26 protein-coding genes and 1 tRNA gene are annotated in these 24,453 nt (G+C 52.8%); 17 read left to right on the top strand and 10 right to left on the bottom strand.

All coding sequences use genetic code 11. The features are described from left to right. Positions 1-4: 4 nt before the first annotated feature. Positions 5-1,033, bottom strand: a complete 1,029-nt coding sequence (locus tag MWU63_RS00990; RefSeq protein WP_213888022.1) for a substrate-binding domain-containing protein — start codon at positions 1,031-1,033, stop codon at positions 5-7. A 148-nt stretch (positions 1,034-1,181) separates the two neighbouring features. Continuing rightward, positions 1,182-2,234: an ATP-binding protein gene (locus tag MWU63_RS00985; RefSeq protein ID WP_246531614.1), complete on the bottom strand. Its 1,053-nt coding sequence runs from the start codon at positions 2,232-2,234 to the stop codon at positions 1,182-1,184. 172 nt (positions 2,235-2,406) lie between these two features. On the opposite strand from MWU63_RS00985, the gene MWU63_RS00980 reads away from it, so the two are divergent. Beyond that, complete coding sequence (locus tag MWU63_RS00980; protein ID WP_247076713.1) at positions 2,407-2,796, top strand: hypothetical protein; 390 nt, start codon at positions 2,407-2,409, stop codon at positions 2,794-2,796. Here the strand turns inward: MWU63_RS00980 and MWU63_RS00975 are convergent. The 4 genes from MWU63_RS00975 to MWU63_RS00960 are packed head-to-tail and all read right to left on the bottom strand — an operon-like array spanning position 2,783 to position 6,057. After that, a complete protein-coding gene (locus MWU63_RS00975; protein ID WP_213888024.1) occupies positions 2,783-3,976 on the bottom strand; it encodes an aminotransferase class I/II-fold pyridoxal phosphate-dependent enzyme in 1,194 nt (397 codons plus the stop codon). The two genes, MWU63_RS00980 and MWU63_RS00975, sit on opposite strands and share 14 nt — an antisense overlap. Positions 3,977-4,004: 28 nt before the next feature. Continuing rightward, positions 4,005-4,526 (bottom strand): gamma carbonic anhydrase family protein, encoded by a 522-nt coding sequence (locus tag MWU63_RS00970; RefSeq protein WP_213888156.1) that lies wholly within the window; start codon positions 4,524-4,526, stop codon positions 4,005-4,007. Continuing rightward, positions 4,523-5,176, bottom strand: a complete 654-nt coding sequence (gene gmk, locus MWU63_RS00965) for a guanylate kinase (RefSeq protein WP_213888025.1) — start codon at positions 5,174-5,176, stop codon at positions 4,523-4,525. The genes MWU63_RS00970 and gmk overlap by 4 nt, the downstream gene beginning before the upstream one ends. Before the next feature lie 2 nt (positions 5,177-5,178). Continuing rightward, positions 5,179-6,057, bottom strand: coding sequence for a YicC/YloC family endoribonuclease (locus MWU63_RS00960; RefSeq protein ID WP_246531616.1), 879 nt, complete (start codon positions 6,055-6,057; stop codon positions 5,179-5,181). A gap of 157 nt (positions 6,058-6,214) precedes the next feature. Between MWU63_RS00960 and MWU63_RS00955 the strand changes: the two genes are divergently transcribed. Beyond that, positions 6,215-6,883, top strand: coding sequence for a PAS domain-containing protein (locus MWU63_RS00955; protein WP_247076711.1), 669 nt, complete (start codon positions 6,215-6,217; stop codon positions 6,881-6,883). A 41-nt stretch (positions 6,884-6,924) separates the two neighbouring features. Here the strand turns inward: MWU63_RS00955 and MWU63_RS00950 are convergent, their stop codons facing one another. Further along, positions 6,925-8,295, bottom strand: coding sequence for a 3-deoxy-7-phosphoheptulonate synthase class II (locus MWU63_RS00950; RefSeq protein ID WP_213888028.1), 1,371 nt, complete (start codon positions 8,293-8,295; stop codon positions 6,925-6,927). A 189-nt stretch (positions 8,296-8,484) separates the two neighbouring features. Here MWU63_RS00950 and MWU63_RS00945 point away from each other — a divergent pair, with 189 nt between their 5' ends. The 7 genes from MWU63_RS00945 (at position 8,485) to MWU63_RS00915 (ending at position 15,672) form a co-directional block, all read left to right on the top strand. Continuing rightward, positions 8,485-9,489, top strand: coding sequence for a GlxA family transcriptional regulator (locus MWU63_RS00945; RefSeq protein WP_213888029.1), 1,005 nt, complete (start codon positions 8,485-8,487; stop codon positions 9,487-9,489). A gap of 237 nt (positions 9,490-9,726) precedes the next feature. Next, complete coding sequence (locus MWU63_RS00940; RefSeq protein ID WP_247076709.1) at positions 9,727-10,914, top strand: ABC transporter substrate-binding protein; 1,188 nt, start codon at positions 9,727-9,729, stop codon at positions 10,912-10,914. Positions 10,915-11,012: 98 nt separating this feature from the next. Then, a complete protein-coding gene (locus MWU63_RS00935; protein ID WP_247076707.1) occupies positions 11,013-11,801 on the top strand; it encodes an ABC transporter ATP-binding protein in 789 nt (262 codons plus the stop codon). Continuing rightward, entirely contained in the window at positions 11,798-12,511 is a 714-nt protein-coding gene (locus MWU63_RS00930; protein ID WP_247076705.1) for an ABC transporter ATP-binding protein, read from the top strand. The genes MWU63_RS00935 and MWU63_RS00930 overlap by 4 nt, the downstream gene beginning before the upstream one ends. Positions 12,512-12,514: 3 nt before the next feature. Then, a complete protein-coding gene (locus MWU63_RS00925) occupies positions 12,515-13,525 on the top strand; it encodes a branched-chain amino acid ABC transporter permease (RefSeq protein WP_213888033.1) in 1,011 nt (336 codons plus the stop codon). Beyond that, positions 13,522-14,829 (top strand): branched-chain amino acid ABC transporter permease, encoded by a 1,308-nt coding sequence (locus MWU63_RS00920; protein WP_213888034.1) that lies wholly within the window; start codon positions 13,522-13,524, stop codon positions 14,827-14,829. Before MWU63_RS00925 ends, MWU63_RS00920 begins: the two co-directional genes overlap by 4 nt. Positions 14,830-14,916: 87 nt before the next feature. Then, positions 14,917-15,672: an SDR family NAD(P)-dependent oxidoreductase gene (locus tag MWU63_RS00915; protein ID WP_213888035.1), complete on the top strand. Its 756-nt coding sequence runs from the start codon at positions 14,917-14,919 to the stop codon at positions 15,670-15,672. Positions 15,673-15,678: 6 nt separating this feature from the next. On the opposite strand, the gene MWU63_RS00910 is transcribed toward MWU63_RS00915, so the two are convergent. From MWU63_RS00910 to MWU63_RS00900, 3 genes are all read right to left on the bottom strand, one after another. Further along, positions 15,679-17,493 (bottom strand): ATP-binding cassette domain-containing protein, encoded by a 1,815-nt coding sequence (locus tag MWU63_RS00910; RefSeq protein WP_247076703.1) that lies wholly within the window; start codon positions 17,491-17,493, stop codon positions 15,679-15,681. A 31-nt stretch (positions 17,494-17,524) separates the two neighbouring features. After that, positions 17,525-18,307 (bottom strand): GNAT family N-acetyltransferase, encoded by a 783-nt coding sequence (locus tag MWU63_RS00905; RefSeq protein WP_247076701.1) that lies wholly within the window; start codon positions 18,305-18,307, stop codon positions 17,525-17,527. Between the two features lie 99 nt (positions 18,308-18,406). Next, positions 18,407-18,868: an outer membrane protein assembly factor BamE gene (locus tag MWU63_RS00900; protein WP_213888038.1), complete on the bottom strand. Its 462-nt coding sequence runs from the start codon at positions 18,866-18,868 to the stop codon at positions 18,407-18,409. Between the two features lie 87 nt (positions 18,869-18,955). On the opposite strand from MWU63_RS00900, the gene MWU63_RS00895 reads away from it, so the two are divergent. From MWU63_RS00895 to MWU63_RS00860, 8 genes are all read left to right on the top strand, one after another. Continuing rightward, a complete protein-coding gene (locus MWU63_RS00895; protein WP_213888039.1) occupies positions 18,956-19,516 on the top strand; it encodes a DUF177 domain-containing protein in 561 nt (186 codons plus the stop codon). 177 nt (positions 19,517-19,693) lie between these two features. Next, complete coding sequence (gene rpmF, locus MWU63_RS00890; protein WP_213888040.1) at positions 19,694-19,903, top strand: 50S ribosomal protein L32; 210 nt, start codon at positions 19,694-19,696, stop codon at positions 19,901-19,903. 23 nt (positions 19,904-19,926) lie between these two features. Continuing rightward, positions 19,927-21,051 (top strand): phosphate acyltransferase PlsX, encoded by a 1,125-nt coding sequence (gene plsX, locus MWU63_RS00885; RefSeq protein WP_213888041.1) that lies wholly within the window; start codon positions 19,927-19,929, stop codon positions 21,049-21,051. Continuing rightward, positions 21,048-22,019 (top strand): beta-ketoacyl-ACP synthase III, encoded by a 972-nt coding sequence (locus tag MWU63_RS00880; RefSeq protein WP_213888042.1) that lies wholly within the window; start codon positions 21,048-21,050, stop codon positions 22,017-22,019. The genes plsX and MWU63_RS00880 overlap by 4 nt, the downstream gene beginning before the upstream one ends. 88 nt (positions 22,020-22,107) lie before the next feature. Next, positions 22,108-22,410: an integration host factor subunit alpha gene (gene ihfA / locus MWU63_RS00875; RefSeq protein WP_213888043.1), complete on the top strand. Its 303-nt coding sequence runs from the start codon at positions 22,108-22,110 to the stop codon at positions 22,408-22,410. A gap of 15 nt (positions 22,411-22,425) precedes the next feature. Next, positions 22,426-23,139 carry a MerR family transcriptional regulator gene (locus tag MWU63_RS00870; RefSeq protein ID WP_246531617.1) on the top strand — a complete coding sequence of 238 codons (714 nt, stop codon included), beginning with the start codon at positions 22,426-22,428 and terminating at the stop codon, positions 23,137-23,139. A 63-nt stretch (positions 23,140-23,202) separates the two neighbouring features. After that, positions 23,203-23,279: transfer RNA gene (locus tag MWU63_RS00865), tRNA-Pro, on the top strand. A gap of 85 nt (positions 23,280-23,364) precedes the next feature. After that, positions 23,365-24,447, top strand: coding sequence for a 2'-deoxycytidine 5'-triphosphate deaminase (locus tag MWU63_RS00860; protein ID WP_213888044.1), 1,083 nt, complete (start codon positions 23,365-23,367; stop codon positions 24,445-24,447). The last annotated feature ends 6 nt before the right edge of the window (positions 24,448-24,453 follow it).

Raw genomic sequence — 24,453 nt, 5'->3', positions numbered from 1 at the left:
TTGACTACATATTGTTTTCGTTTGAAACAGCAGCTTGAGTTGCTTCAAGTTCCGGATCAGCAACCAGACCGTACTCAGCCAATGGGCCATCCGGGCCTGCGATTTCTTCAGAAACGAAGAACTCTGCATATTCTTTCAGGCCGGGGATCACACCGATATGTGCCGCTTTTACGTAGAAGAAGAGCGGACGTGACACAGGGTATTCACCGGTCGAAATTGTCTCGGTCGAAGGCACAACACCCGACATGGTCGCAACCTGCAGCAGGTTGGTGTTGTTTTCGTAGAATGCGAGGCCAAAGACGCCGATACCGTCTTTGTTGCTTTCAATCCGCGCAAGGGTTTCCGTGTAGTCACCGTCGATGTCTACGGTACGGCCATCTGTACGAAGGTTGATGCACTGTTTTTGTGCAGCTTTTTTGTCGCCGCCGTTTGCCTCAAAAAAGACGTCATAATCCCCAACAGCTTCGCAACCAGCGAGGATCATCTTATCTTCAAACACTTCACGGGTACCGTGCTTGGTGCCCGGGATGAACGCCTGAATTTCTTGCGCTGGCAGATCAGGGTTTACCTCGTTCCACATCGTCACTGTGTTGGCCACGACTTCACCGTCAACGACTATTGTATCAGACAGTGCACGATACCAGTCTTCTGGTGTAAATTCGAAAGCATTGCCATTGATGTCAGACGCGAAAACGATACCGTCATAACCGATACGAACTTCGATGATATCGGTCACACCGTTTTCAGCGCATTTTGCAACTTCAGCATCTTTGATGCGGCGCGAGGCGTTTGCAACGTCGATCGTACCTTCACCAACTCCTTCACAGAATTTTTTCAGACCGGCGGAAGACCCGCCTGATTCAACAACGGGTGTCGGGAAATCAAAATTTTCACCAAAGGCCTCTGCAACAATTGCTGCATATGGAAGAACAGTGGATGACCCGGCAATCTGCACCTGGTCACGCGCCGCAGCGGCGGTGGCAGAAACAGCCGCGATCACGATGGTCGATGCAGTCAGTTTGAGACAAGACATTAGAGAGCTCCTAGTTAGCTTTTCGGTTTCCAATCCGGGTAACCGACAGCGCCCTCCTAAGCGCAGTGCACAATGCTTTTGTGACAGTTGCGTAACAGTTTTATGACAGAACAAGACTTTTCGTGGAAAAGTCAGAAACTTCGGCTGTCTAGGCTTTTCGTATGGGCAAAACGACCGAGAATTTGCTGCCCTCGCCTGTGGCGCTAGAGATTCTAAGACGTCCGCGATGCCGGTTGATAATGTGCTTCACAATCGCAAGCCCAAGCCCCGTCCCACCCATTTCACGCGACCGGTGGCTATCAACGCGATAAAACCGCTCGGTCAAGCGTGGTAAATACTGCGGGTCGATGCCCGCGCCATGGTCGATGACTTCAACGCGCACGCCCGGACCACGCAAACTGTTTTCATTTGTACTGATTGATAAGTTCACTTCGACTGTTTTATTGCGACCGCCGTACTTGATCGCGTTTTCGATCAGGTTCGTAAAAACCTGCAAGAGCTGATCAGAATCTCCCGGTGCTTTCATTGAGGATTCATCAACCTTTACGACTATCTGGACATTCTCGGCCAACGCCAATGCAGACAAGGATTGTACCGCTGATCTGACAAGGACTTCTACATCGACCATGTCGTTCGGGCGAATACGTTCCTCACTCTCCACGCGCGACAAGGAAAGCAAGTCCCCGACCAACCGGTTCATCCGGGTCGCTTCGGTCTCCATGATTTCAAGAAAACGGGTCCGCGCGGCTGCATCATCTTTCGCAGCACCACTCAACGTTTCAATGAACCCTAAAAGGGCTGTCAGAGGCGTACGCAGTTCATGGCTCACATTCGCGACAAAATCACGCCGCATCTGCCCTGCTTCTTCCCTCAGTGTTACGTCATTAAAACTGATGATCGCCCCTGTACCAGGGGTTTCCAGCGTGACAGGGGCACAGGTCACCAGATACGTCGTTTCACGGCCTGCTTCGTTACTGATATAGCGCGTTTCACCCGGCGCAGCGTCACGCAGCACCGCCTCAACACAATCTAAAAGAATGGGTTGTCTCAAGACCGAAATATAATGCCGCCCGGTAAGGCCATAGCCAAGCAGTTTTTCAGCTTCCGGGTTCAAGATTTGAACGTGCTCATCCGCAGCGACCAGGACCAATGGAATTGGAACACCAGTCAAAACAGTTTGCATTGCTTCGTTTTTTATCATTTTTCCGCGCCTTACCCAAAATTGACGCTACGTCCTGTCGTCTTTTTGCGACGATTTACCGCTACATCTTGATTTACGACCCTTCGTATCCGACCTATATTGCCGCTAGATGCTTGTAAAACTATTCCGATGAGGGGATCTCATTCCACAGTCAGTGGAAGAGCGGAAAAGAATGACGACGACAGGGCAAACGCATACTCCATCAAACAACCAAAACACCGGATTGATTTTGGTCGTTGGCGATGTTCAGGACTGGCTTAGCAACGACAGAGAGCTTCCCAAGGTTGAACTGATTGAATTTGTCAAATTCAACGAAATCACCGCTGATTTGTTGCAGCGGTTGAACCCTTGTGTTGTGCTTGCCCCCCTCATCGCGAGGCGCTTTGACGCGCTGGATCTTGCGAAGGTCCTTTGCGAATTCAGCTTCAAAGGGAAGTTTCGTGTTCTTTGCCCAGCATTGCCAACACCAAAGATGATTCTGAAAGAGTTCAAAACCCTCGCGCCCAAGCTTGATTTTGAGCTTCTGCAAATCGATGATAATCCAACAGTCAAGACCGAGTAGCGTTAGCCGCCTCAATCGCTTCGGTGAATTCTTCTTTTAACAGATCAATGTCTTCGACACCGACAGACACACGGAAAAACCCTTGTGAAATGCCCAGGGCAAGCCGTTGGTCTTCTGACAACGCCCTGTGGGAAGACGATGCTGAATGGCTTAGCGTTGTTCCGATGTCGCCAAGAGTTGGCGCAAAAGCGATGTTCTTCGCAGCTCGGGCCAATGTGTTTGCAGCGTCACGCCCGCCATTGATTTCAAAGCTGACCATGTTACCCCCCCGACCAGACAACAAAGCAACGGCACGGTTGTGGTCCGGGTGGTCAGAACGCATCGGATAAACAACACGCTTTACACCCATTAGCCCGGCCAGATGGTCTGCAAGACGCGCTGCGCTCTCTGCCGCCCGATCATAGCGCAATTCGAACGAGTAAAGCCCGCGTTCAGCAAGCCAGCAGTCAAACGGGCTGCCGGTCATGCCCCAAGTGATTGCCGTAGTCGCAATTCTTTCCTGCAAGTTTTCGTCGCGTGCGACGACATAGCCAAGCATCGCGTCGGAATGACCAGCAAGCAGTTTCGTGACAGAGTGGATGACAACATCGGCACCATGCTCAAACGGGCTATACCCACGCGGCGTTGTAAACGTATTGTCGATCATTAGGATCAGGCCATGCGCCTTTGCCAGCCGAACGATCCCTTCCATATCCGCAACCCGCAGCGTTGGGTTTGAAACAACCTCTACCAGAATTGCTTTTGTTTCCGCGCGAATAGCGGCCTCGAAGGCTGCGGTATCCGTCGGGTCGGCCAAAGTGAATCCGATGCCAAATCTTGGCAGATCCTCGTTCATCATACGTAGGGAGCGGCCATAAAGCTGATCCCCCGCAATGATGTGGTCGCCGGTGTTCAAAAGCCCCAGAACCGCTGCGGTTACGGCGGCCATGCCAGACGATGTAATGATGCCGCCGCTCACACCTTCCATACCATCAATCTTTTGAGCAAGAACGCTGGCGTTCGGATGGCCTTCGCGCGAATATGCATAGCCGGACGTCCGCCCCTCATATTGATCGTCAAGCGCATCCGGGCAGTCAGACGCATAGACGACTGACGGCTGAATGGGTGTGCCAACAGGACGGCTTGTGCTTTCTGGCCAGGGTGTGCGGCGCACGAGGGAGGGTGACTTTGACTCTGACATTAGGGGGTTCCTTTCGGACGGGATTTGTTCAGGCGTTGCTTAGCCCGTCACGGTAACGGCGCATGTTTTGCTGATAGCCTTGGGCAGAAGCCAGCAGGCCCGCGATTGCCTCTTCATCCAAAGCACGAACAACCCTGCCGGGCGCACCCATCACAAGTGAGCCATCCGGGATTTCCTTACCTTCCGTGATCAACGCCCCTGCCCCAATCAGGCAATTTCGGCCGACCCGCGCGCCATTCAAGACCATCGCGCCCATACCGATCAGGCTTTGTTCGCCTATTGTGCAGCCATGCAGCATTGCCTTATGGCCAATCGTGCAGTTCTTACCAATTGTCAGCGGATATCCGATATCCGTGTGCAGCACTGAATTTTCCTGAATATTGCTGCCTTCACCGACATGGATCAGTTCGTTGTCACCGCGCAAAGTGGACCCGAACCAGACGGATGCCCCTGCGTCCAGCCGGACATGTCCAATCAGGTTTGCATCCGGGGCAACCCAGCTATCATCATCCAGTTCCGGCGATATGCCATCCAGTGAATAGAGCATTATGTCCGCTCCTCAAATTCTGTGTTCAGGCCGCGCACCAGTTCAACCAACCCGGGTTGGCGGCTGCGCCTCTGACGTTCTGCTGAAACGATCGAGATCATTTGCAGCTCCGCCTTATCCACATCAGTATTGACCAGAACGTAGTCATACTCGGCCCAGTGGCTGATCTCGTCACGGCTTTTGCGCATACGTCCGGCGATCACCTCGTCGCTGTCCTGCGCGCGCGAGCGGAGCCTGCTTTCAAGTTCGGCTATCGAAGGTGGCAAAACAAAGATCGACACGACGTCATCTGCCAAAGTTGAATTTCTGATTTGCTGCCCACCTTGCCAATCAATATCAAACAGCACATCGCGGCCCGCTTTGATTGCGTCTTCGACAGGGGCCTTCGGAGACCCGTAAAAATGGTCAAACACCTGCGCATGCTCCAGCATTTCGCCTTCTTCAACCATTTTCTGGAACTCATCATGTGTTTTGAAATAATATTCTCGCCCGTCTTCTTCACCGGGTCGCGGTGCGCGAGTAGTTGCTGAAACTGAAAACTTGAGGCTCGGATCCCACGCCATCAATCTTTTTGCCAGTGTCGATTTACCAGCCCCGGACGGGGATGAAAGAATAATCAGGATACCACGTCTGTTGGGTTTTGACTCGCTCATGCCTACTCCACATTCTGAACTTGTTCGCGCATCTGATCGATGGTCGCTTTCAGGTCAAGGCCCAGAGAGGTCAGATCAACCGACTGCGATTTTGAGCACAGCGTGTTTGCTTCGCGCATAAATTCCTGCATCAGAAAATCGAGCTTACGCCCAATGCTTCCCTTGGTTTTAAGCAGTTCGTTTGCAGCGTCGACATGGGCCATCAGGCGGTCAATTTCTTCGGTCACGTCCGCCTTTACCGCGAGCAGCGCTAGTTCCTGCGCCAGGCGGCTTTCGTCAACGCCCTGCATGTTTTCAAGCACCAGCGCAAGATTAGCACGCAGTTGTTCAGCAACCTTTGGTTTGCGATCTTCCGCGACGACCTTGGCGCGCTTTGTCAATTCTCCGATATGGTCAATTTGCCCGGAAATCACAGATTGAAGTGCTGCACCTTCTGAGGCACGCATCTTGCTGAAATCTGCAACCAGTGGCTCAAAATCAGCTAGCAGAGCCGCCATTAGCGCGCCGCTGTCGTCTTCGGCACTACTCATTTCCAAAACACCGCGCTGGGCCATGACATCACTGGCCCGTGTCGGCACAAGCGAAATATCTGCTTCAGCGGCGGCGATTTCAACCTCGGCAATTTGTGCAAGGACACGGCGCATCTGGTCTTGATTAAGGCTTTGTGTTTCAGCGCTATCTTCGCGCAGGACGCGAAGCGTCAGGTTCACGCTACCGCGTGCGATACGCTTGCTCAAAATACCACGCAGTGCCTGTTCAAGACCGGATATCCAGTCCGGAACGCGCAACCTCAGATCCAGTCCTTTTGCATTCACGCTGCGCAATTCCCAGGTCCAGCTGTAGGTCTCGTTTTGTCCTCGTCCCGTGGCAAAGCCCGTCATAGAGTTAACCATTTAACAACTTTATCCCCCAAACCCTGCGCAACCTATGCGATGTTAACTTACGAGTAACCATTGTGGACATAGGGTTAACAGAGCCATCCCCTATGAACAACAAACCCCGATAACAGGGGTGTAAATCGATAGAGAGTACGGCACCATGAAAAACCTTTCAGAAGGGCAAAATATTATTCCGTTTTCCGATTATGTTCAGGAGGTGAAACACCCTGCGCTGCAACAGGTCGATGCCTATTGGGAAGCCTTACGAAAAAACCGGCTTGCGCCTTTCCGCGCGGATGTTGACCCACGTGGAATTGAAAAGGCGCTGGAATACGCATTTATTCTGGAACGCGTTGCGCCGGGGCACGCACGTTTCCGCATCGCAGGTATGCACCTTGTAACGTTAATGGGAATGGAAGTGCGCGGAATGCCACTCGCTACATTGTTTGTGCCGAAGGCGAGAAAACCTTTATCTGACACCTTGGAACAGGTTTTTACGGAACCTGAAAAAGCCACGCTCTCGCTTTCTGCCGAACGAGGGATCGGCAAACCACCGATTGATGGGCAGCTAATGCTTTTACCCATGAAAAGCGATCTTGGAGAAATTTCACGCGTGTTAGGGTGTTTGGTCAGCGTAGGCACAACGGGGCGCACGCCACGCCGTTTTCATATCGGGAAGATCAGCAGAAGGCGAATAATTTCTGACGAGAAACGAAACCCCGCAACGAACCCAAATGCCCTAGCTTTTACCGAAACACAAATGCCCTACAAACAAAAAGGGCCAGACGCTATGCACCCGGCCCTTAGATTGGTCAAATCAGATACCTGATAAAGCCGCCAAGTGTATTGCTGCGGCTCTGATCAGAAATCTTAAACGACTGCTGCTTGCTGTTCTTTACGGTTTTCCGAAAGCTCTTCTGCAACCAGAAACGCCAATTCAAGCGACTGACTCGCGTTCAGACGCGGATCGCATGCTGTGTGATAGCGATCAGACAAATCCTCGTCTGTCACAGCGCGTACACCACCGGTGCATTCTGTTACGTCCTGACCTGTCATCTCAAAATGTACACCACCGGGGATCGTGCCTTCTGCTTTGTGAAGGGCAAAAAACTCGCGCACTTCGCGCAGCACAGAATCAAATGGTCGGGTTTTGTACCCGGACGATGATTTGATCGTATTGCCATGCATCGGGTCGCAGGTCCAAACAACCTTGGCCCCTTCTTCCTGAACTGCCTTTATGAGTCGCGGCAAGTGGTCTCCGACAGAACCGGCACCAAAACGAGCGATCAGTGTCAAACGACCCGCTTCATTTTCCGGGTTCAGTTTTTCCATTAGCACCTTGAGGTCTTCCGCCGTTGTTGTCGGGCCGCATTTCATACCTATTGGATTTTGCACACCGCGTGCAAATTCGACATGCGCACCGTCAGGCTGGCGAGTCCTGTCACCAATCCAGATCATATGTCCTGATCCAGCGACCGGCAGACCGGTCGTAGAATCAATCCGGCAAAGTGCTTCTTCATATTCAAGCAGCAGCGCCTCGTGGCTCGTGTAAAAGTCTACAGTCTGAAGCGTATGCGAATTATTGCTGTCCACGCCCGCCGCTGTCATGAAATCGAGCGTGTCGGAAATGCGGTTTGCCATATCACGGTATTTTTCCGACTCGTCGCGGTCTGTGAACCCAAGCGTCCAGGCATGGACCTGATGCACATCCGCATAGCCACCCTGGCTGAAAGCGCGCACAAGATTGAGCGTTGCGGCGGATTGCATGTAAGCCTGCAGCATTTTCTGCGGGTCAGGCATGCGGGCACCTGAGGTGAAATCCAACTCGTTGATGATATCACCGCGGTAACTTGGTAATTCGACGCCATTCTTTACTTCGGTTGGTGCAGAGCGCGGTTTTGCGAACTGACCGGCCATACGGCCCACTTTGACCACAGGAACCTTCGCGCCATAGGTCAGCACCATCGCCATTTGCAGCATGACTTTGAAGGTGTCGCGAATTGTATCAGCCGAAAACTGCGAAAAGCTTTCAGCACAATCCCCGCCTTGCAGCAAAAAGGCTTCTCCACGGGAAACGGCCCCAAGCGATTGTTTCAGCTTTCTTGCTTCGCCGGCAAAGACAAGAGGCGGATATTTCGCAAGCTGCGCTTCCACTGCTTTTAGTGCGGCATCATCCGTATAATCGGGCATCTGAACTCTGGGCTTTGTGCGCCAGTCAGACTTGTTCCAAACCCGTGTCATTGTCATAGCTCCAGCTTTGAGAATAGAGAGATTTGTATATATCTGTTAATTCGGCACATTGCCAACAGCAGAAATTCTCCAAATTCGTTGTTTCTGCGTGTATATAGTCAAAATATGATCTGAATTGCCCTTGAACGGTCGATAGAAACCTGTATTCGGGGAATTCGAATTATCGGAAGGTTGGCTTAAATGCCGCACTCAAGACAACTTGTTGATGTAGAGTTTAACGCAGCAAAACCACGGCGTTTTGTATTCGTCCTTCTGAATGATTTTTCAATGTTGAGTTTTGCTTCAGCAATGGATTCATTGCGCATTGCAAATCGCATGTCAGGCAAGCCGCTTTATGAGTGGAAACTTCTGACAGAGGGTGGCGAAAGCGTAAAATGCTCTGCTGGGACAGAGCTGAAAGTCGACGGCGACTTTGAGGAAATTTTGCGGGATGACACGATACTCGTTTGCGGTGGTGTCGGTATTCAGGCAACGACCAGTAAGAAACTCATCAACTGGCTGCGTCGCGAAGCACGCCGGGGCGCAATAATCGCTGGGCTTTGTACTGCCAGCTATTCGCTAGCCAAGGCCGGATTGCTGGAAGGAAAGAAAGCAACAATCCATTGGGAGAACCAAGATAGTTTTGTCGAGGAGTTCGGCGATATAGAACTTACGAAATCGATCTTTGTAATGGATGGAAATAGGTATACGACCGCTGGCGGCACGTCGTCGATTGACCTGATGCTCAAAGTGATTGCAAATGATCACGGTGAAGACCTTGCAAATGCGGTCGCCGATCAGATGATCTACTCATCCATCAGAACAGATCAGGATACACAGCGGCTCTCTGTTCCGTCACGCATCGGCGTGCGCCACCCGAAATTGTCGGCTGTTATTCAGATGATGGAACAGTATATCGAGGAACCTATTTCACCGTCAGTGCTCGCGAAAAAAGTTGGCATGTCCACACGCCAGCTTGAACGACTTTTTCGCCGCTACCTGAATCGCTCTCCTAAGCGATACTATATGGAGCTTCGTCTTCAAAAAGCGCGCAACCTGCTGATGCAAACCGACATGAGTGTTATCAATATCGCGCTTGCCTGCGGGTTCGCTTCGCCCTCGCATTTTTCAAAATGCTATCGCGCACATTATAGCACAACACCATACCGCGAACGCGGTGCCCAATCTGTTCGATTGTCGATCTGACACCCTGATTGGTTTTCCTTGAAGCCTGTGTTCAGGCTGCAAAAGAGGCAATGTATAAAAATGTTAAACGATCCATGATCGTTAACGATTTAGTAACCTTTTGCGTGGATTTGTCTGGAACGAATAATCTGGTCCAACGATAAATGCACCCAGGAAAATGCCTCTTCCTATTTGAAAAATGCGCGCGTAGTCTTTTGTGCAGTTGGATTCCAATCCATCACTCACAGGGAGAATAAAATGAAAAAACTGCTTATGGCGACTGCCGCCACTGCCATTATGGCGGCTAATGCTGCATCCGCGGACGAAATTAAACTCGGCCTTCTGCTCGGCTACACCGGTCCTATTGAATCACTGACGGGCCACATGGCGAGTGCTGCGGATCTGGCCATCGCTGAAATAAACGAATCTGGTGGTATTCTTGGTGGTTCTACATTGGCTGGCGTTCGCGCCGACACCGGTTGTATCGACAACGGCCTCGCAACCTCTAACGCTGAACGCCTGATTGCCGCTGAGGGTATCAAAGGTCTGGTTGGTGGTGACTGTTCGGGTGTTACCGGAGCAGTTCTGCAGAACGTTGCCATTCCGAATGGGATGGTGATGATTTCACCTTCCGCAACATCCCCTGCCCTTTCTACTGTTGAGGATCAGGGTCTGTTCTTCCGCACGGCGCCATCGGATGCACGCGAAGGTCAGGTGATGACCGAGATTCTTATGGACCGCGGCGTCAAATCGGTCGCACTGACCTATACAAACAATGACTATGGCAAGGGTCTGGCAGACGCGTTCGCAGAATCTTTTGTGGCTGAGGGTGGCGAAATCACTATCAACGCAGCGCATGAAGATGGGAAAGCGGACTATTCGGCTGAGGTCGGCGCGCTCGCGTCAGCGGGTGGCGATATTCTTGTTGTTGCAGGCTATCTTGATCAGGGCGGACTTGGTATAATCAACGCGTCGCTTGATTCAGGTGCGTTTGATCAATTCGTCCTGCCGGGCGGTATGATTGGTGACTCGCTTCCGGCGAATGTTGGACCAGCGCTTAACGGGTCTTACGGACAGATAGCAGGTTCCGGCGGCCGCGGCGCGGAAACCATGGCTGAGTTCGGGGCTGCAAACGGCTTTGAAGGCACATCGCCATACGCACCCGAAAGCTATGACGCAGTTGCCCTGTTTGCTTTCGCAATGGAAGCCGCAGGTTCAGCAGAACCAGGCGACTACGTTGGCAAAATCCTGGAAGTTGCGAACGCCCCGGGCGAAGAAATCTACCCGGGTGAGCTTGCCAAAGGTCTCGAAATTCTGCGCAATGGCGGTGATATCGACTATGTCGGTGGATCAGCTGTTGAACTGATCGGACCAGGCGAAAGCGCTGGAACTTACCGTGAAATCGAAGTTCAGGATGGTAAAAACGTCACCGTACGTTTCCGTTAATCTGACAAAGCGATAACTCAGGCAGCCCGGGTTTTTCCCGGGCTGTTCTTGCAAAAATACGGCGAAAAAAACAGCCGTAAATGAGGGGGATTTTGGGAATGATCGTCGTAGACGACCTCGTCAAGGCATTTGGCGGTTTCCATGCGGTGGACGGGGCATCCCTTGCCATAGAAGAAGGTTCGATAACGGGTCTAATCGGCCCGAATGGCGCAGGTAAAACAACGCTTTTCAATGTGATAGCCGGTATTTTTAAACCCACATCCGGGCGCGTTTTCATGAAAAACGAGGACATTACCGGCCTGCCTCCACACGAACTTTTCCACAAAGGTCTGCTGCGCACTTTTCAGATCGCGCATGAGTTTGGCTCCATGACGGTGCGCGAGAACCTGATGATGGTACCCGGCGCACAATCCGGCGAAACACTTTGGAATGCGTGGTTCCACCGCGCACGCGTTGCAGAAGAAGAATCCGCGCTGTTGAAGAAAGCTGATGAAGTTCTTGAATTCCTTACGATCGATCATCTGAAGGCCGAAAAAGCCGGCAACCTGTCCGGCGGTCAAAAGAAACTGCTCGAACTTGGCCGCACGATGATGGTTGACGCGAGAATCGTGTTTCTGGACGAGGTCGGCGCCGGGGTGAACCGCACCCTGCTGAACACAATTGGTGATGCGATCATCCGATTGAACAAAGAGCGTGGGTATACCTTCGTCGTAATCGAACATGACATGGATTTTATCGCACGTCTGTGTGATCCGGTGATCTGCATGGCCGAAGGCAAAGTGCTGGCCACAGGCACGATCGACGAAATCAAATCAAATGATGCAGTGATCGAAGCCTATTTGGGCACAGGCCTTAAGAACAAAGTCAAAGCAGAGGTCGGCGTATGAGCAACCCCTTCCTGATTGGTGAAGACATGACCGGTGGATATGGGCGTGGCGCTGATATTCTGCACGATTGCACGATCTCTGTTGCTAAAGGCGAGATTGCCGTAATCGTGGGGCCCAATGGTGCTGGCAAATCTACCGCTATGAAGGCAGTCTTTGGCATGCTGAACCTGCACAAAGGCAGCGTAAGACTGGACGGTGAAGACATTACCAAGCTCGCCCCTCAGGCCCGTGTTGCCAAGGGTATGGGGTTCGTGCCGCAGACCCAAAACATCTTCACCTCAATGACGGTCGAGGAAAACCTCGAGATGGGCGCATTCATTCGTACCGACGATTTTTCAAACACCTTGTCGCAGGTTTATGATCTGTTTCCGATATTAAAGGAAAAGCGCTATCAGGCGGCAGGCGAGCTTTCAGGTGGGCAACGCCAGCAGGTCGCCGTGGGCCGCGCGCTGATGACAAAGCCAAAACTTCTGATGCTGGATGAACCTACTGCCGGGGTCAGCCCGATTGTGATGGATGAGCTGTTTGACCGGATTATCGAGGTTGCACGGAGCGGAATTTCCATACTGATGGTTGAACAGAACGCCCGGCAAGCTCTTGAGATCGCAGATAAAGGATATGTCCTTGTCCAAGGCCGTAACCGTTTCACCGACTCCGGAAAGGCCCTGCTGGCCGACCCAGAAGTCCGCAAATCGTTTTTGGGGGGCTGACCGATGGAATTCCTAAACGCCTTCGTGGCATTCTCAAACTTTGTCATCGTTCCCGCTATTGCCTACGGCAGCCAGCTTGCGCTTGGCGCGCTTGGGGTCACGCTGATTTATGGCATCCTCAGGTTTTCGAACTTTGCGCACGGCGACACGATGGCCTTTGGCGCGATGGTTACCATACTTGTGACATGGTGGTTCCAGTCGATGGGTATTAACCTTGGGCCGATGCCAACTGCCCTGCTCGCCCTGCCCTTTGGCATTGCTGGGGCTGCATTGCTGGTGCTGGCGACGGACCGTATGGTGTACCGTTTCTACCGCGCACAAAAGGCGGCCCCGGTGATCCTTGTGATCGTTTCCATGGGCGTCATGTTCGTGATGAACGGGCTTGTCCGGTTCATCATCGGCCCCGATGGTCAGCAGTTTGCAGACGGCGAACGGTTCATCATTTCAGCACGTAATTTTAAGACAATGACCGGGCTTAGCGAGGGGCTCGCGTTCCGGACCAGTCAGGCAATCACGATTGTCACAGCTGTAATCGTGGTGGCGCTGTTGTTCTGGTTTCTGAACAAAACCCGCACCGGAAAATCCATGCGCGCCTTTTCTGACAACGAAGACCTTGCATTGCTGTCGGGCATCAACCCGGAACGCGTTGTGGCCTATACGTGGATCATCGTTGCAGCGCTCGCCACCATTGCAGGTGTGCTTTATGGCCTTGATAAAGGGTTTAAGCCCTTCACATATTTTCAGCTTTTGCTGCCAATCTTTGCCTCTGCGATTGTGGGTGGACTTGGCAATCCGCTGGGTGCAATTGCCGGGGGATTTGTGATCGCCTTTTCCGAGGTCACGGTTACCTACGCCTACAAGAAGGTTCTGATTTATCTGCTTCCGGAAAGTCTGGAGCCAAGCACGCTCGTCCAGCTTTTGTCGACCGATTACAAATTTGCAGTTTCCTTTGCGATCCTGATCATCGTCCTTTTGTTTAAGCCGACAGGTCTCTTCAAGGGGAATACAGCATGAGTATCAGCATGAGAAATATCACTCTTTTCTTGATCGTTGGCGCCTTAATTTTCGGATCTGGCTTTGTGCAGGGGTGGAACACGGCGCTCCTGATCCTAAACATGGGGCTGATTTCGGCCATCATGGCGCTTGGCGTGAACCTGCAATGGGGTTTCGCGGGGCTATTTAACATTGGTGTTATGGGCTTTGTTGCGCTTGGTGGTCTCGCCGCTGTGCTTGTCTCAATGCCCCCCACAACCGAGGCGTGGGCTGTGGGCGGTCTGCGTATGGGGATTGCACTGCTTACCGGTGTCGCGACTATTGTTGGGGCCGGGAATCTCTATCGGCGTATGGCGCCCGGAAACAAAAGAACCCTCGCGATGATTGTCTTCCTGATTGGTGGCTTTCTGCTGTTCAGGTTCCTGTTTGACCCAGCTGTTTTGGCAATCGAAAAGGTAAACCCTGCCGGAACCGGGTATCTGGGTGGGCTTGGCCTGCCAGTTTTACTGGCCTGGCCCGTTGGCGGGTTGTTTGCGGCAGGGGCTGCATGGGTCATCGGTAAAACCGCGCTTGGTCTTCGGTCGGACTATCTGGCGATCGCGACACTCGGCATTGCGGAAATCATCATCGCCATCATGAAAAACGAAGACTGGCTGACACGCGGTGTTAAAAACGTTGTCGGCATTCCGCGCCCTGTGCCTTACGAGGTGGACTTGCAAGCCTCAGAAGCCTTCCTTAACCGCGCGGCCAGCTTTGGGTTCCATGATCCGGTCATGGCCTCTACGCTTTATGTAAAGCTCGCGTATGCTGGCTTGTTCGCTGTCGTTCTGGTGATCCTGCTATGGCTTGCGGAAAAAGCGCTGAATTCGCCCTGGGGTCGGATGATGCGCGCCATCCGCGATAATGAAATTGCTGCCGAAGCGATGGGCAAAGACGTAACCGCGCGACATCTGCAAATATTTATCCTTGGGTCCGCGATCTGCGGCATCGCCGGCGCGATGATGACAACTATGGACAGTCAGCTTACGCTTGGCACCTATCAACCACTGCGTTTTACCTTCCTTATCTGGGTGATGGTGATTGTTGGCGGTTCGGGCAATAACTGGGGGGCCGTCCTCGGTGGCTTTCTGATCTGGTTCCTTTGGGTCGAGGTAGAGCCAATGGGCGCCAAATTGATGGAACTGATAACGGCACCGCTGAATGACGGCTATTGGCTAAAGGATCATCTGCAAAATTCAGTGGCCCATATGCGTCTGCTGACCATGGGGTTGATCCTGATCCTTGTTCTCAGATTCAGCCCCAAGGGCCTGATTCCGGAAAAATAGCGCGCGCTAAAGAGCAAACGCAAACACCTTTACAGATGGGCTTTGACGGAATATCTGAACACATGTTCAATTCTTCGGAGACCTGCCATGCTGATCACTGATACCAAAGCGATTGTTACCGGGGGCGCCTCGGGCCTTGGCAAGGCGACGGCACGCGCATTTCGCGACTCGGGTGCTCAGGTGACAATCTTTGACCGGGATGCGGAACGCGCCGCAACCGTTGCAGCCGAGATTGGCGCAGGATTTGCCATTGTGGATGTGACTGACGAGGCATCTGTTACGGCAGGTGTTGCACAGGCCAGCGCTGAAATGGGGCGCATCAACGCCTGTGTGAACTGCGCAGGAATTGCCACGGGCGAGAAAACCTTTGGCCGCAACGGCCCACATGCGCTTGATAGTTTCCAGCGCACGATCTCGATCAATCTGATTGGCAGCTTCAACGTATTGCGGCTTGCTGCAAACGAGATGGCAAAGAATGAACCAAATGAAGATGGCGAACGCGGTGTTATTATCAACACAGCCTCTATCGCGGCCTTTGACGGACAAAAAGGCCAGGCGGCTTATGCGGCCTCCAAGGCTGGTATAGCGGGGCTGTCCCTGCCCGTTGCCCGCGATTTGGCCTCGATCGGAGTGCGCATCATGGCGATCGCGCCGGGTATTTTCCTGACGCCAATGCTGGAATCTCTTGGCGAAGAAATTATCAGCGGGCTTTCTGCCGACGTGACCTTTCCAAAGCGTTTGGGCAAACCTTGCGAATATGCGCGCCTTGCGCAGTTCATCGTCGAGAACCCCTATCTGAACGGTGAAGTCATTCGCATCGATGGTGCTCTCAGAATGCAGTAAAAGACGCTAGGCCTGCTCAGCGGCTTTTTCTTCCAGCGCAAGCCATTCGTCTTCTGCTGCAGCAAGCGCAGCCTGACGTTCTACAAGCGCTTCTGTGGCCTTGTTGAACTTCGCAGGTGAAGTGCTGAAAAGCTCTGGCGTTGAAAGATAATCTTCCAGCTTCGCAATCTCAGCCTCAAGCCGCGCAATCTCCTCCGGCAAGGCATCCAGCCGGTGTTGTTCTGTAAAGGAAAGCCTTGTTGGCTGTTGTTTGCTTTTCTTGGATGCCTTCAGCTCTGCTGGTTTTGGCTTTGTGTGGGTCAGGCTTTCCTTGACCACTCTTTGATTTTGGTAGTCAGACCAACCGCCTGCATAGACCGTGGCCTTACCATCGCCTTCCATTGCTACTGTCGTGGCTGCGACTCTGTCCAGGAAATCCCGGTCGTGACTGACCAGCAGCACCGTTCCGTCATAGTCCGCCAAAATATCCTGTAATAGGTCAAGCGTTTCCACATCCAGATCGTTGGTAGGTTCATCGAGCACCAGCAGGTTCGAAGGCCTCGCCATAATTTTTGCAAGTAAAAGTCGCGCTTTTTCGCCGCCGGAGAGCGATTTCACTTTGGCACGGGCCTGTCTTTCATCAAACAGAAAATCCTTCAGGTACCCAACCACATGCCGTGGGGTTCCGCGCACCATAATCTGATCAGCTTTGCCTGAAACACGCATTTCAGGGTCGCCGGTCAGGCTGTCCCATAGTGTCATTTCCGGACTGAGCTTTGAGCGATTCTGATCAAAAACTGCAACCTCAAGATTGGTGCCAAGCGCAACGCTTCCGGTGTCCGGTTCAATCTCTCCGATCAGAATCTTCAGCAATGTTGTTTTGCCCACGCCATTTGGCCCAACCAAAGCAACACGATCACCCCGTTCGATTCTGAGAGAGAAGTTTGACAGGATGTTTCGCCCATCAAAGATCTTGGAGATATCTTGGGCATCAACTACGCGTTTGCCGGATTTTTGACCAGAATCAAGCTCCATCGCCGCGGCGCCCTGCCGCATTACATGTTCGGAACGCCCTGCTTTCATTTCCTTGAAAGCCCGCAGCCGCCCCTGATTTCGCGTGCGGCGCGCGCTAATGCCTTCTGCGGCCCAGCGTGCTTCTGCCTTGAGTTTTCGATCAAGCTTGTGGCGGGCTTCATCTTCCTCTTGCCAGGTTTTGTCGCGCCACGCTTCAAATGCGGCAAACCCTTTTTCCTGTCTGCGTGTTTTTCCCCTGTCGATCCAGAGTGTTGCACGCGTCAGTTCATTCAAAAAAGCACGGTCATGGCTGATCAAGACAAAGGCAGTTCGTGTTTCTTTGAGTTGAGATTCAAGCCATTGGATCGCCTCGATATCCAGATGGTTGGTTGGCTCATCAAGCAGCATGAGATCGGGCGATTCTGCCAGGAGTTTCGCAAGTGCGGCGCGCCTGCGCTCCCCCCCGGATGCGATGCCAACAGGCGTTGTCGGATCAAATTTGAGCCCTTCCGCCGCCATTTCAACGCGGTAAGTCTCATCTGGCTCCAGGCCGCTTGATGCAAATTCCCCGAGCGTCCTAAATGCGGACAAATCAGGATGTTGTTCCATATAACTTACCTGAATTCCGGGTGTCACAGCCCTTGAACCCATATCAGGCTCAACCAATCCGGCCATAACCTTCATCAAGGTAGATTTACCTGATCCGTTGCGCCCGACCAGCGCAACGCGGTCGCCCGGCTGAACGATTAGATTGAGGTCTTTGAAGATAGGGTCTCCGCCAAAAGTCAGGGAGATATCCGAAAGCTGAAGAAGAGGTGCGCGTGCCATGGCAGCGGGCTACTCTGAGAGTTCGTGCAGGTCAACCACTGCAAGCGGTCTTATTCACATCCTGAGCCGCAACGGCGCGTAAAAGGCGTTTTCGCGCAGGCGATATCGCCTGTATTTCGAGGCCGGTAAAGACGTGCAGCGTGTTCATATCACGATCAACGACGGCGTGATCACTAACCCATCCCCCCATAGCAAGGTAACTGCGCAACAATGGTGGCATCCCCAACAAGGCGCGATTGGCATCAGGCTTGCGCCTTAATCTTTTTGCAAACTGGAAAACATTTGGCGCCTTTACCTTTGGGCGCCAGCATTTCGGGGCGAGGTGGCGTTCCCTTAATAGGGCAAAAGCATCGTTATAATTTTCGGCCGCAGTTCCTTTGAACGATGAACAGCCGAACAGCATTTCCACCCCTTCATCATCGACGAAGCGCGTCAAAACCGCCCAGGCGACCCGCAAAATATCTGGATCACTAATATCAGGATGGATGCAAAACCGACCCAGCTCTGTCATTGGGCGCGTAAAAACCCGCAGCGCTGACAATTCGTAAAATTGCGCAGAATAGCTTTTGTCAATCTCACTGCCGTCTTTCAGCGGAAGCAACCGAAAACAACAAACCAGTTTTCCTGTTGCGGTTTCTTCGATCAGAACATGCCGGCACCGATCATCGAACTTGTCTTGCTCTAGCCCACCGACCCGCATCGGCGCACCGGTTCCTTCAATAAAGGCCAGATGCCGCAGGCTCTGCGCATCCCTGACATCCTGCGCTGAAACAGCCAGACGTGCGGTAAAGCGGGCCTTGTCGATTGTCGCCATCACTTGCTCCGAAGCCTTCCTTAAAGCTCATAGATGTGCACGACAGTTGCCGGCGCAAGATGCTAGTTGAAATCCATCGCAAATCAAAGGGCCCGTCTTTTAGTTTTCGCCAATGACCTGTCCGGCATCAAAGTTACCGATATTGCTCAGGATCTGGCCGATAAACGTGACGCCACGAATGTTGCTTTCCGTTACACGGCGCGACAAGGTCACGACCTGCCCGTCTTCGAGGGCAAATCGTTCTATGTTCTCGACAACGCCGTCTCCATCAAAGCTGATTGCGACCAGCTGCCGCTCTATTTCCTGAGGCGCTTTGTACAAATGGTGCCGCCAACGGCTTTGTGCGTAATACCATCCGCCATCCGCCAGAACACCGGTCGACGTTGGACGCCCGACTGAACTGGCGACAGTTTCGCGCGTGTCGACCCCGACAAGGATCAGGTCAAGCTCACCATCAGTCGGAATATAACCGTGGTTTCGATAGGTTGCAGCACAGGCACCTAGTGCCAAAAGAACCAACCCGATCATTACACTTTTCATCAGGGTACTGATGTTTGACATTTAAGAGCCCCTTGCCACGCCAGTCTTCGCCTCGTATCCCGCTTACAGAAGGAATGGCCTTGGTTCAAGAAAGGATGCACAATCTCTATGAATGAACTTTCAGATACTCAGCCGGTTGAACATCTTTTGCGCGTGGCTGATCTTCCGACACGCAAGCCCACTCATTTTGATCTTCGGCCCAATGGGCCGGAGCTTAAATCTCTGGCAAAAGCACTTGGAATTACCGAAGTTCGAAAGCTGCGCCTTTTGGGGCGGCTAAGTCCGCAGGGAAAATCTGACTGGCGACTGGAAGCGATGCTTGGAGCAACGGTTGTTCAACCTTGTATTCTTACTCTCGCGCCTGTCGTAACGCGAATTGACGAACCTGTAACACGGGTCTTCATGTCAACGCTTCCGGATTTTGAGGCGGAAAGTATTGAAGAGACCCCGGAAGATGATTCCATTGAGCAACTTGGCAACCACATAGATATTGGCTTGGTTATGCAGGAGGCACTGACCCTCGCGCTACCGTTATATCCCAAAGTGGCTGACGCGAAACTTGAAGAATCGGCATTTACAGAACCTGGCAAACAAGCAATGAGCGATGAAGAAGCCCGGCCATTTGCAGGGCTTGCGGCATTGCGTGACAAACTGCAAAAAGACAGTTAAGACAGATGCAGGTAACGAAGCTTTGAATTAGGTCAAGAAAAGTCTTGCGCAGGCTGGGAAACGCAGTATGTTCCCGGCCTCTTTATACGGTAGGTTTGGCAGTGATGCGCACGTGCGTAGAAACACCTGATCGCCAGGAAACATCGGGGTTTTACCCCAAATGACTGAGGTAGTGACATGGCTGTCCCAAAGAGTAAAATTACGCGGTCGCGCCGCAACAACCGCCGTTCGCACGACGCATTGGTTGCTGGCAACCCAGCGGAATGCCCAAACTGTGGCGAACTGAAACGTCCACACCACGTATGTGGTGCTTGCGGTCACTATGCTGACCGTGAAGTTGTCGCACTGGCAGACGAAGTTGACCTGGACGAAGAAGACGCGGCTTAAGCCCGTCTTCTGGCAGACCGGGCATGGTGACGGAAACTTCCAATCAAACTAGCTCGGGTGCCTCAGGCACCGTTTCGCAGCTCACAGTTATTTCTGTTGACGCTATGGGCGGAGATCATGGACCGGCGGCAGTTGTCGCCGGTATTGCGCTTTCTGCTGAGAAAAATCCAGAAATCGGCTTTATCATACACGGCGATAAGACACAGCTGGAACAGCTGATCAGCAAGCGCCACGGACTTGCTGATGTCTGTGAGGTTCGCCATTCTGACAGCGTTGTCACGATGGATGACAAACCCAGCAACGTTGTCCGCAACGGCAAAGACAGTTCCATGTGGTCAACGATCGAAGCTGTCCGAAATGGCGAAGCGACCGTTGCAGTTTCCTGTGGCAACACCGGTGCGCTCATGGCGTTGTCGATGATCAGGTTGCGCAAACTCCCCGGCATAAACAGACCTGCAATCGCCTGTCTTTGGCCGTCTCGCAACCCTGGCGGCTTTAACATCATGCTGGACGTCGGAGCGGATATTCGCGCCGATCAGGAAGACCTGCTTCAATATGCGCTTATGGGCGCGTCTTATGCCCGTAACGGTATGGATATCAAGCGACCCCGAATCGGTTTGCTGAACGTCGGGACAGAAGAACACAAAGGTCGTGCAGAACTGAAAGTTGCAAACGACCTGATCAGCGAAGCGTCAAAAGGCGCAAATTTTGAGTATGTCGGTTTCGTTGAAGGCGGCGACATTCCCTCAAACCGGGTTGATGTGATTGTGACAGACGGCTTTACCGGAAACATCGCCCTTAAGACCGGCGAAGGGACGGCCACCTTGATCCGCGAATTTCTGAATGCTGCGTTCAGGCACAGCCCCCTGTCACGTCTCGGCGCTCTTTTCGCGCTGACGTCTTTGCGCCGCCTGACAGAACGCATAGATCCGCGCCGCGTGAATGGCGGTGTCTTTCTCGGTCTGAACGGCACTGTGATCAAATCGCACGGTGCAGCGGATGAAACCGGCGTTTCAGCAGCGATAAAGCTTGCATTCACGCTCGCGCAGTCCGAATTTTCAGAGAAAATCGCGGCGCGGGTTGCATCCGTGTTGGTTGAAAGACAAGATAACCCTTCAATTGGGGACAATAACGGTAGGACCGAATGACAATACGCGCCGTCGTAAAGGGCGTTGGGCATTATTTGCCTGAACGAGTAGTCCCGAACAGCGAATTTGAAAAAACAATCGACACAAGCGACGAATGGATTCGGTCCCGTTCGGGCATTGAACGGCGGCATTTTGCTGCTGAAGGGCAAACAACTTCAGACTTGGCAACACGGGCCGCCAAGGCAGCTCTGGAAGACGCGGGCCTAGTGCCCGATGATATCGACGCGTTGGTTCTTGCGACATCTACCGCAGATTTCACCTTTCCTTCCACTGCGACGATGGTTCAGGCCTCTCTGGGAATGACCCGGGGGTACGCTTTTGATGTCCAGGCGGTCTGTGCAGGCTTTGTCTACGCATTGTCCAATGCCAATGCGCTGATCGTATCAGGCCAGGCGCAGCGGGTTTTGGTTATCGGCGCAGAAACCTTCAGCCGTCTGATGGATTGGTCTGATCGCACGACCAGCGTTCTGTTTGGTGATGGTGCGGGGGCGTTGGTTTTAGTGGCTGAGAATGGCAAGGGCACTCCGGATGATCGCGGCATTCTGTCGTCAGATTTACATTCTGACGGTCAGTACAAAGACTTGCTTTATGTGGACGGTGGAACGTCAACAGGCACAACCGGCCATTTGCGGATGCAGGGCAAAGAAGTGTTCCGCCACGCAGTGGAAAAGCTGGCTGCAACCGCTCACGCAGCGCTTGAAAAAGCCGGCTTAAGCAGTGGTGACGTTGACTGGATCGTACCCCACCAAGCCAACCTGCGGATCATCAAAGGCACGGCCCAACGCATGCAGGTTCCGATGGACCGTGTGGTTGTAACTGTTCAGGATCATGGCAATACCTCCGCCGCATCGATTCCCTTGGCTTTGTCGGTCGGCAAAGAGCGCGGGCAGATAAAACAGGGTGATTTGGTGGTCACAGAGGCAATTGGCGGCGGTTTGGCGTGGGGATCGGTGGTAATCCGCTGGTAAATGCTGTTTTAAGGGCATCCCACAAGCCATTGATATTGACTCGGAAATTTACCTCCCTCTATGCTGGCCGAAACCAAAGGGGGGCGTAATGAGCGACAAAACACTTACACGTATGGATCTGAGCGAAGCCGTTTTTCGTGAGGTTGGTCTTTCCCGTAATGACTCTGCACAGCTCGTCGAAAGTGTGTTGTCCCATATGTCGGACGCTTTGGTTGCAGGTCAGTCTGTAAAGATTTCGTCATTTGGAACATTCAGCATCCGTGACAAAGCGGCCAGAATAGGACGCAATCCCAAAACTGGCCAGGAAGTTCCGATTCATCCGCGCCGCGTGATGACTTTTCGCCCTTCACATTTGATGAAGGACAGGGTCGCCTCCGGGAACAAGCGCTAGGTAGGATTCCCAGGCATGGCAAAATCGCCTGACGCCTTTCGAACAATACGTGAAGTCGCTGATTGGTTAGATACGCCTGCGCATGTTCTTCGTTTTTGGGAGAGCCGGTTTTCACAGGTCAAACCTGTTAAGCGTGCTGGCGGACGGCGTTATTACCGACCAAACGATATGTTACTGCTAGGCGGTATCAAGCGGTTATTGCATGAAGATGGGATGACGATCAAAGGTGTGCAGAAACTGCTGCAAGCCGAAGGCGTGAAATCAGTCGCCGCCAAGTCTCAACCTTTGGACGATTTGACCCAAATCTCAAAATCCTCAAGCTCTGACAATAATGTCATCGATATGCCGGTGACAAAAGCCACGCCGGCCGAAACAACAGAGCCTGTCGTGAAACCGGCAACGAAAGCGGAAACCAAACAAGACCCATCCGATGCCTCTGAAGAGACTGCGTCAGAACACGTCGTTGATATTGAGCCGGAAACAAAAGTCGCCACAGAACAGCCCGCAGCTAAAGAGGCGGCCCCTGTTGCAAAGGCACCAAAGGCCAGAAACGTTACTGTCCCGGAGGACCCGCCAGATGCAGGCCCCCTACCCGAAGAAAAGCCTGTCCTTGTTTTGTTGCGCGCAGCGAATCCAGAGCGTCTGAAGCAAAATCGGGTCCGTCTGACGGAAATCCACGACAAGCTGCTGGCTATTCGCGAAAAAATGGCGAAGGCGGCGCGTGGCTGACCTCAAAAATATGCGTATTCCACCTTGTCCCCGTCAACAAAAACAGTATGAATGCGCGCATGTCGGGCTATGGCGCAGTCTGGTAGCGCGTCCGTCTGGGGGACGGAAGGCCGCAGGTTCAAGTCCTGCTAGCCCGACCATACTTAAAACCGTCCGTGCCAATCTGGCGCCGGGCGGTTTTGTTTAAAAAGCCGGATTGCCAAGGCCCAAAGGAACTTTCAAAGCATGACAAAACCTGGCGTACTTCCAAATCAGGCGCTTCAACAAATGATCGAAGAGGGCATAATTTCTGCAAGCCCCGACATCCTGGCTGAACAAATCCAGCCTGCGTCGCTTGATTTGCGTCTTGGGAACACTGCTTACCGTGTGCGTGCCTCTTTTCTTGCGGGTTCAGGTGCTACCGTTGCGAACCGGCTAGGTGAATTTGAAATGCATCAGATTGACCTCACCTCTGGTGCTGTATTGGAAAAGGGTGCCGTGTACGTTGTGCCCTTGATGGAAAAGCTGAATCTGCCCGACAACATTCAGGCGGTTGCGAATGCCAAAAGCTCGACAGGGCGGCTTGACCTTCTGACAAGAACCATAACGGACGGTGGGGTCGAGTTTGACCGGATCACACCGGGTTACACTGGCCCACTTTACGCAGAGATATGCCCCAGATCGTTTTCTGTACTGGTACGGCCCGGAATGCGTCTGAACCAGATCAGGTTTCGTAGCGGGCAAGCTGTGCTAAGTGACGAGGAACTTCGTGCCCGTCAGGCCGATGTTGGCCTGGTTTCAGGCGACGCCCACATCGATCAGGGATTAGGGTTTTCGGTTGACCTCAGGCCGGAGAATGGCGATCTGGTCGGATTTCGTGCCAAACCGCATACCGGGTTGATCGACCTTGACCTTATCGGGCACTACGATCCAGCTGAATATTGGGAGCCGATCCACACGAGCGAGGGGCGCATCATCCTAGACCCCGGCGCGTTTTACATACTCGTAAGCCGCGAAGCGGTTCATATCCCCCCCGATTGCGCCGCGGAAATGGCGCCTTACCTCGCAATGGTTGGTGAGTTCCGCGTTCACTACGCAGGTTTCTTTGACCCGGGCTTTGGGCATGATGCAGCAGGCGGTAGCGGGTCACGCGGGGTACTTGAAGTGCGCTGTCACGAAGCGCCGTTTGTGCTGGAACACGGGCAGGTGGTTGGCAGATTGGTTTACGAACAGATGTCTGATGTTCCGACCCAATTGTATGGCGCGGGAATCGCGTCCAACTATCAGGGTCAGGGACTAAAATTATCTAAACATTTCAAGACTTTGTAGTATTTT

The sequence above is a fragment of the Pseudohalocynthiibacter sp. F2068 genome, assembly GCF_023015645.1.
Classification (GTDB): Bacteria; Pseudomonadota; Alphaproteobacteria; order Rhodobacterales; family Rhodobacteraceae; genus Pseudohalocynthiibacter; species Pseudohalocynthiibacter aestuariivivens.
The sequence above is the reverse complement of the archived record's forward strand: the minus strand, read 5'-3'. Positions and strand labels throughout refer to the sequence as shown.

Coding starts and splice junctions, on each gene's coding strand:
- MWU63_RS00955 (WP_247076711.1), top strand. CDS start 6,215: ATGAAAAACCTTTCAGAAGGGCAAAATATTATTCCGTTTTCCGATTAT.
- MWU63_RS00905 (WP_247076701.1), bottom strand. CDS start 18,307: ATGGCGACAATCGACAAGGCCCGCTTTACCGCACGTCTGGCTGTTTCA.
- MWU63_RS00900 (WP_213888038.1), bottom strand. CDS start 18,868: ATGTCAAACATCAGTACCCTGATGAAAAGTGTAATGATCGGGTTGGTT.
- plsX (WP_213888041.1), top strand. CDS start 19,927: ATGGTGACGGAAACTTCCAATCAAACTAGCTCGGGTGCCTCAGGCACC.
- MWU63_RS00990 (WP_213888022.1), bottom strand. CDS start 1,033: ATGTCTTGTCTCAAACTGACTGCATCGACCATCGTGATCGCGGCTGTT.
- MWU63_RS00915 (WP_213888035.1), top strand. CDS start 14,917: ATGCTGATCACTGATACCAAAGCGATTGTTACCGGGGGCGCCTCGGGC.
- MWU63_RS00895 (WP_213888039.1), top strand. CDS start 18,956: ATGAATGAACTTTCAGATACTCAGCCGGTTGAACATCTTTTGCGCGTG.
- ihfA (WP_213888043.1), top strand. CDS start 22,108: ATGAGCGACAAAACACTTACACGTATGGATCTGAGCGAAGCCGTTTTT.
- MWU63_RS00940 (WP_247076709.1), top strand. CDS start 9,727: ATGAAAAAACTGCTTATGGCGACTGCCGCCACTGCCATTATGGCGGCT.
- MWU63_RS00930 (WP_247076705.1), top strand. CDS start 11,798: ATGAGCAACCCCTTCCTGATTGGTGAAGACATGACCGGTGGATATGGG.
- MWU63_RS00860 (WP_213888044.1), top strand. CDS start 23,365: ATGACAAAACCTGGCGTACTTCCAAATCAGGCGCTTCAACAAATGATC.
- MWU63_RS00980 (WP_247076713.1), top strand. CDS start 2,407: ATGACGACGACAGGGCAAACGCATACTCCATCAAACAACCAAAACACC.
- MWU63_RS00920 (WP_213888034.1), top strand. CDS start 13,522: ATGAGTATCAGCATGAGAAATATCACTCTTTTCTTGATCGTTGGCGCC.
- MWU63_RS00910 (WP_247076703.1), bottom strand. CDS start 17,493: ATGGCACGCGCACCTCTTCTTCAGCTTTCGGATATCTCCCTGACTTTT.
- rpmF (WP_213888040.1), top strand. CDS start 19,694: ATGGCTGTCCCAAAGAGTAAAATTACGCGGTCGCGCCGCAACAACCGC.
- MWU63_RS00945 (WP_213888029.1), top strand. CDS start 8,485: ATGCCGCACTCAAGACAACTTGTTGATGTAGAGTTTAACGCAGCAAAA.
- MWU63_RS00935 (WP_247076707.1), top strand. CDS start 11,013: ATGATCGTCGTAGACGACCTCGTCAAGGCATTTGGCGGTTTCCATGCG.
- MWU63_RS00975 (WP_213888024.1), bottom strand. CDS start 3,976: ATGTCAGAGTCAAAGTCACCCTCCCTCGTGCGCCGCACACCCTGGCCA.
- gmk (WP_213888025.1), bottom strand. CDS start 5,176: ATGAGCGAGTCAAAACCCAACAGACGTGGTATCCTGATTATTCTTTCA.
- MWU63_RS00985 (WP_246531614.1), bottom strand. CDS start 2,234: ATGATAAAAAACGAAGCAATGCAAACTGTTTTGACTGGTGTTCCAATT.
- MWU63_RS00960 (WP_246531616.1), bottom strand. CDS start 6,057: ATGACGGGCTTTGCCACGGGACGAGGACAAAACGAGACCTACAGCTGG.
- MWU63_RS00880 (WP_213888042.1), top strand. CDS start 21,048: ATGACAATACGCGCCGTCGTAAAGGGCGTTGGGCATTATTTGCCTGAA.
- MWU63_RS00950 (WP_213888028.1), bottom strand. CDS start 8,295: ATGACACGGGTTTGGAACAAGTCTGACTGGCGCACAAAGCCCAGAGTT.
- MWU63_RS00870 (WP_246531617.1), top strand. CDS start 22,426: ATGGCAAAATCGCCTGACGCCTTTCGAACAATACGTGAAGTCGCTGAT.
- MWU63_RS00925 (WP_213888033.1), top strand. CDS start 12,515: ATGGAATTCCTAAACGCCTTCGTGGCATTCTCAAACTTTGTCATCGTT.